Annotated in this window: 7 protein-coding genes, 1 tRNA gene and 1 rRNA gene; 2 read left to right on the forward strand and 7 right to left on the reverse strand. The window is 37.8% G+C overall.

The annotated features are described in order from the left end of the window. Window positions 1-34: 34 nt before the first annotated feature. Window positions 35-385 carry a BMC domain-containing protein gene (locus tag B5D30_RS05640; RefSeq protein ID WP_078807062.1) on the forward strand — a complete coding sequence of 117 codons (351 nt, stop codon included), beginning with the start codon at window positions 35-37 and terminating at the stop codon, window positions 383-385. 30 nt (window positions 386-415) lie between these two features. Then, on the forward strand, window positions 416-847 hold the full coding sequence (locus tag B5D30_RS05645; RefSeq protein WP_078807063.1) for a EutP/PduV family microcompartment system protein: 432 nt from the start codon (window positions 416-418) through the stop codon (window positions 845-847). A gap of 354 nt (window positions 848-1,201) precedes the next feature. Here the strand turns inward: B5D30_RS05645 and B5D30_RS13560 are convergent, their stop codons facing one another. From B5D30_RS13560 to rrf, 7 genes are all read right to left on the reverse strand, one after another. Further along, window positions 1,202-1,357: a hypothetical protein gene (locus B5D30_RS13560; RefSeq protein WP_159443226.1), complete on the reverse strand. Its 156-nt coding sequence runs from the start codon at window positions 1,355-1,357 to the stop codon at window positions 1,202-1,204. 157 nt (window positions 1,358-1,514) lie between these two features. Next, a complete protein-coding gene (locus B5D30_RS05650; protein WP_078807064.1) occupies window positions 1,515-2,231 on the reverse strand; it encodes a glucosamine-6-phosphate deaminase in 717 nt (238 codons plus the stop codon). Between the two features lie 19 nt (window positions 2,232-2,250). Beyond that, window positions 2,251-4,110 carry a glucose PTS transporter subunit IIA gene (locus B5D30_RS05655; RefSeq protein ID WP_078807065.1) on the reverse strand — a complete coding sequence of 620 codons (1,860 nt, stop codon included), beginning with the start codon at window positions 4,108-4,110 and terminating at the stop codon, window positions 2,251-2,253. Between the two features lie 486 nt (window positions 4,111-4,596). Beyond that, complete coding sequence (locus B5D30_RS05660) at window positions 4,597-5,427, reverse strand: PRD domain-containing protein (protein WP_078807066.1); 831 nt, start codon at window positions 5,425-5,427, stop codon at window positions 4,597-4,599. 265 nt (window positions 5,428-5,692) lie between these two features. Further along, a complete protein-coding gene (locus B5D30_RS05665) occupies window positions 5,693-6,106 on the reverse strand; it encodes a hypothetical protein (RefSeq protein WP_159443227.1) in 414 nt (137 codons plus the stop codon). A 153-nt stretch (window positions 6,107-6,259) separates the two neighbouring features. Next, window positions 6,260-6,332: transfer RNA gene (locus B5D30_RS05670), tRNA-Asn, on the reverse strand. A 4-nt stretch (window positions 6,333-6,336) separates the two neighbouring features. Beyond that, a 5S ribosomal RNA gene (rrf, locus tag B5D30_RS05675) occupies window positions 6,337-6,452 on the reverse strand. Window positions 6,453-6,468 lie beyond the last annotated feature (16 nt).

A 6,468-nucleotide genomic window follows, 5' to 3' on the forward strand; every position in this document is an offset into this window, starting at 1 on the left:
ACTCTAAAATTTGTAAGGAAAAGAGGATTTTTTCATGAATGAACAAAGAAATATTGAACGTACAATTCAAGAATACGTTCCGGGCAAACAAGTTACATTGGCACATCTCATTCCAAATGCGGATAAGGAAATTTTCATGAATCTTGGCTTGGATGAAAATGGGGGAGCGATTGGCATTTTGACGATTACACCAAGCGAGGCATCCATTATCGGTGCAGACATTGCAAGAAAATCTGGAAATGTTCATATCGGTTTTATGGATCGCTTTAGCGGAGCAGTTGTTATCACAGGAGAAGTCTCCTCAGTAGAATTCGCCCTCAGACAAGTCATCACAACACTCGGGGGTGTGCTGAGATTTGATATTCCTGATATTACGAGAACTTGATTACAAAATAGAAAGTAGAGAGGAAAACGCATGAAAAAACTCATTCTCATCGGAGAAACAGGTTGTGGGAAAACTACGTTAAGCCAATATTTGCACAATCAAGAGCAAAATTATCATAAAACACAACAAGTTCATTTTAACGACTCGACCATTGACACACCGGGAGAATTTATGGAAAATCCTTTTTACTATAATGCACTGGTGAGTGTGGCAGTAAAAGCTGAAGCGGTCGCATTTGTTCAAAGTATCAAAGGAGCTCAAAACTATTTTCCACCGTATTTTGCCACACGTTTTCCTAAAAAAGCGATTGGCATTATCACAAAAATGGATTTGCTCGAAAACGAACAAGAACGATTGCAAGCTTATAAATATTTAAAGTTAGCTGGGATTAAGACAATCTTTGAGATTTCTACATTGGAAAACATCGGGTTGAAAGAATTAGAGGAATTTCTTTTGTCATAATGGAGGCTTTAAGATAAAATTCAAACTCTAACCTAATAGAAAAATCGCATGAAACCAACATTTGAGAAAATGAAATTTCTGCGATTTTTCTATTTTTGCTAGTTTTGTCCTCGTCTCAGGTAAATGGTATGGTTCACTGCGACAAACTTCAAAACGCACTTCTCCGCTTTTCTTATTGTCTAGCTACGAGGGGCTGAAGTCTGGCAACTGCTCACAATGTCGCTAGAAACTTACGTTTCTAGTAAATGAACGACATGGTTCGCTGTTGCAGACTTCAAAACGCCCCTCTTCGCTTTTCTTTGTCTAGCTGCGAGGAGCTGAAGTCTGGCAACTGCTCACAATGTCGCTAGAAACTTACGTTTCTAGTAAATGAACGACATGGTTCGCTGTTGCAGACTTCAAAACGCCCCTCTTTGCTTTTCTGTGTCTAGCTACGAGGGGCAGGAGGGTGGTCGCTGTTCGCAACAGCACTGGAAACTTTGTTTCCAGTAAATAAATGCTGTGGCTCACTACGACAAACTCCTAAACGCCCCTCTCCGCTTTTCTTTGTCTAGCTGCGAGGGGCAGGAGGTTGGTCGTTGTTCGCAACAGCACTGGAAACTTTGTTTCCAGCAAGTAAATGCTGTGGCTCACTACGACAACCTCCTGAACGCCCCTCTTCGCTTTTCTATTTCCCCAACAGGCTTGCTGCGTCTTCGTCTAAAATTACTGTCAAGTTCGGGTGCATTTTTAATATTGTTGCTGGGTATTTTCTGCTGATTTCCCCCTCCAGAAATTCTTTGACGATTTCAGCTTTGTGTTTTCCGTTAGCTATTAAAATCAATTGTCTTGCTGCCATTACGCTTGTCGGTCCCATTGTTACATGATAATCTGGCACTTCTTCCTTGTTTTCATACAAAACAGAAACTCGCTCTTTAATTGCTGGCGTAAACATCACTTTTACTGTTTTATCCTCATATTTTGTCGTCTCAGGTAAATTTCCGCAATAATGTCCGTCCACACCAATGCCCAAAAGCATACATTCCAAACCTCCAGCATTTGCAATTTTTTCATCTTGTTCGGCATAATTATGCTCGCTCAACGGATGAATATTTTCCTTGTCAATTTCAGCTGGTGCAAAAAACATTTTTGTCAAATCACGCATTGTAACACCCGGTTTATCTTCTGTCACGTAAGGAATTTCGTCAAAATTATAATAATGCACATGACGCAAATATTCCTTTCCTTTAACTTCCTCGATTAAGTATTTATACACTTCTTTTGGTGTTTTCCCTGCCGTAATTGAGACATTTACTCTATCTTGCTTGGAAAGCATTACTCCGAGTAAATATTGTCCCGCTAATTTTCCCATTTCTTGCTCATTTTTTGTAATAATCACTCTCATGTTTTTCTCTCACTTTCTTTTATTTAATCAAATTCAAAATCTTTTCTTTCGGGAAAATTTTCCCTCTGTCAAATTCTTCCACAACAGACAAGTAGTCAGCTGTATTCACTACAATCGTGATAACCATTGGATTGTAGCCACTTTCTCTTATTTTCTCCACTTCAACTGTTGAAATTTTTTGCCCAACGGTTACTTTGTCTCCTTTTTTTACAAGACTTTCAAAATATTTTCCTCCTAAAGCAACGGTATCAATGCCAATATGCACTAAAATTTCTTCTCCATGCTCACCTTTCAAGCAAATGGCGTGCTTGCTTTCAAACACCGCATCTACTGTGCCTGTAATCGGCGAGAGAATCTCATTATTTTCAGGCATAATTGCCACCGTTTTTCCTAACACCTCCTTTGCAAAAGTTTCATCAGGAATTTCTGATGATTGTACCAATTCTCCTTGCACAGGACTATACACCTCATAGTTCACGCCACTTTCTTCCACAACTTCTTTTGTGACAATTTCTTCCTCCAAATCTTTCCTAAAAACAGTTTTCGCAAGTGCAGTCGTAATCGCAAAACTTGCCACTATTGTCGTGAAAAATCCGAGGAAAAAGCCAAATGTTGCACCTTTTCCCAAATAAACAGGAATCGACAAAAGACTAGGCATTGCAGGAGCAAATGCACGTGCTTTAAACATACAAGCTACTGCTGAACCAATTCCCCCACCAAGAGAGGCACCGATAAATGCTGCCTTATATTTTACTAAAACACCGTATAACGCTGGCTCGGTAATCCCCAAAAAACCAGAGAAAGTAGAAGATAATGCGACTTGTTTCATTTTTTTATTTTTGACAATCAAATACATTGCAAATGGTGCTGTCGCTTGTGCCATAGTTGAAAGATAGCTCATTGCTGCCATGGAAGAAAATCCATACGTTGCAATTTGCTGTTGTGTAATCGGACGAAGAGCATGGTGCATTCCGACTAACACTAAAAATGGTCTGGTCGTGCCAATGACTAAACCTGATAAAATTGGTGAAAAATCAATCAATGCTTGAATTCCACGTGCAACGACTTCACCAATTTTAAAACCTAATGGTGCTACTGCAAATAGTAAAATAGGCACCATTACAAGTAGCGTAAGAAGCGGTGCTAATAGAACAGTGGTCATAGACGGTAAATGCTCCTCTAAAAATCCATAGACATACTTCATTAGCAAAACACCAAGTAAAATTGGCAAAATAGATTGGCTATAATTAATGACAGGAATGGAGAGAAAATCTAAAAAACGAATGCTTTTTATTTCCCCAGCCAACGCTGCATTGATTAAACTCGGATAGAGCAACACTCCTGCAAGTGCCATTGCCATATATTCATTTGTCTGAAACCTCTTCGCCGCACTTGCTGCCACTAAAAATGGAAAGAAGTAAAACATCGCGTCACACGTAATATTTAAAATAAAATACGTTCCACTTTCTGCATCAAGCATTTTTAGCGAAACAAACATAAACATAATCCCTTTTAGCATCCCTCCACCAATAATCGGTGGCAAACTTGGCACTAAAATAGCTGAAAGTGTGTTGAGTATTCGTGTGAACAACCGTTCTTTTTCCACCGTCTGCACATTTTCTTTTTGAAGTGATTTAGGCAAGTCAGAAAGTATTTCCTTATAGACTTTGGCAACATTTGCACCAATAATCACCTGATATTGTCCTGCTTGACTTTGCACACCCAAAACACCCTCTAAATCTGAGATTTCCTTATCTTTCGCCAGATTTTGCGACTTTAGTTTAAATCTCAGACGAGTAACACAATGCGTTAGAGAAACGATATTGTCCACTCCTCCAACTAATTCAATGATTTTTCCTGCTAGAGTTTTATTATCCATTTTTTCTGCTCCTTTCTACGCCCTCACTTCGTGAGGGCTTGAAACTTGACTTCCGCTTCGCTTCAGCCAAGCAGGGTCACAAGCGAACTTCGTCCGCTTGAAGTCTTTTCTTCGTCCTTACTTCGTAAATGCTTGAAACTTGATTTCCGCTTCGCTTCAGCCAAGCGGGGTCACAAGCGAACTTCGTCCGCTTGAAGTCTTTTCTTCGACCTCGCTTCGTGAGGGATTGAAACTTGACTTTCCCTCCGTTTCGATCGGGTTTCAGCCTCTTGAAGTTTTTCACATTCGTATTTACTCTGTAAATACATAAAACATAACGTGTTCGCCAATTTTTACCGACAAACTCTCGATTACTGAATTTTTTTGCTCATTTTCCGCCTCCTTCATGATGTTTACTAATTAGTAAGATATAAAAAACGACCTCAAGAAAGATGACGTTTATCATCTATCTCAAGGTCATGCCAGCCAAACTGTAACGATTCCTATTTATTGATTGTTCACTTGAATTAAGCGATTGATATGCAAAATCAAGTAAAGTTTTTCGTCCAAAGACGTTGTAATACCGTATTTTTCATCAATCAAATTTGTGATTTTATCCACGCATTGACTTTCTTCTTGAAAACGAAAACTAACCGTTCGATAAAGTTCCTCATTGCCAATATCGAGCAATTTGTTATTTATTACACGAAACAAATAATACTTTAAATGTGTTACAAACCGCTGATAATTTGTTTCATCACGTCCAATATCTATTTTAAAAGAGTATTGAATAATCGAGTCTATTTGCTTGGACAATTCTACAATTTCAAATGTATCGTGAAATTCTCCACTTTCTATTTGTGCATTCATAAAATGCAATGCGATAAATATTGCCTCTGAAAAAGGAAGTTGAATATTTTTATGTTTGGCAATCAATTCCAATGCCTCTTTGCCTACTTCAACTTCTTTAGGATAAAAATTCCGAATTTCCCACTCAAATGGCGGTGAAATATCTTGAGGTGAATTATCCATATTGGTTTTCAAATACAAATGATTTAACAGCGTAAACATAATATTTTCATTGAGCTGGACATTCAAAATCCTCCTGCCCGCATGAATAATTTCTTTCACCACCTGAATATCTGTCTCTGAAATATTAGAAAGCCACTCCGTTGCGAATAAATCATTTGACGACATATAGCGTTCCTCAATTTTATTCGGATGAATCATTTCTCCGGGGTAAACATTAAAGCCTATCCCTTTTCCGATTAAAATAAAATTTCTCTTCTTTTCTTGTGCCATCACTACATTATTATTCAACCGTTTTATCACTTTCATTTTAACACCCCCAAGAAATCACATTGCATAATATCTATTAAATACTAAGAAAAATGCACAAAAATAACCAACAAGCGATTATTCACATAATTCCCTTGTTGGTCATGCCTAATTCAATAGTAACAATCCTTTATTATCTTACTCAGAGTATAACATATTTTGAAAAACGTTTCCATTATTTTTTGATAAAATTTTAGTGAGTAAATACTAAGTTTTTATCTTTAATATCGGTTGTCTAATATCAATCATTCTTAAAACTATATTATTAACCATTTTCTTGAATATGCGACTGCAAGAATTTATAGTAAGCCCATATCTCATCTTCTCTCCCGTTCATTAATCTTTTATATACTTTTTGAGCGGGATATATTTCCGTTCCATTGTCTAAGAAAACTGACGCCAAACGTTCGCTCGGTTGCCATTTCCCACCTAAATTCTTGATTACCACTTCTCCTAAATATGCTCCGAATACAAGGCAAAGCATATCCATTTCTTCGTTCGATAACCCTTTTGAGAATAATTTTTTTATTCCTTTTGGCACCTTTTGATGAAAAGCATCTAACAGCTCTTCTACGTGCAACAAACTCTGTTCAGAAAAATCTAATTCAAACCCAGAATCTTTTGCAACCTCACAAGCAGTTTCTGCCATACTTTTCATCATTTCATTCATATCTTCCATCATTTTGCCTCCAACTCCATAATCCATAAAATTATATTGTTATTTTTACAAACAAAAAAAGCGATTAGAGTATAACGCATATAAAAGTTTTATTTAACTAAGTCTAAAAGAATCTCTAAAAAGATAACGTTTTCTTTTTGTTTGTAAAAAAAACTCCACCAACAGGACTCGAACCTGTGACATCATGATTAACAGTCATGCGCTCTACCAACTGAGCTATGGTGGAATGAGCGTGGCGACTCCCTAGTCTCACAGGAGGCAACCCCCAACTACCTTCGGCGTAAACGAGCTTAACTTCTGTGTTCGGCATGGGAACAGGTGTCTCCTCGTTGCTATCGCCACCACACTCGTCGTAAATCCCT

The organism is Pilibacter termitis, assembly GCF_900167335.1.
In the GTDB taxonomy this organism is placed as follows: Bacteria; Bacillota; Bacilli; order Lactobacillales; family Streptococcaceae; genus Pilibacter; species Pilibacter termitis.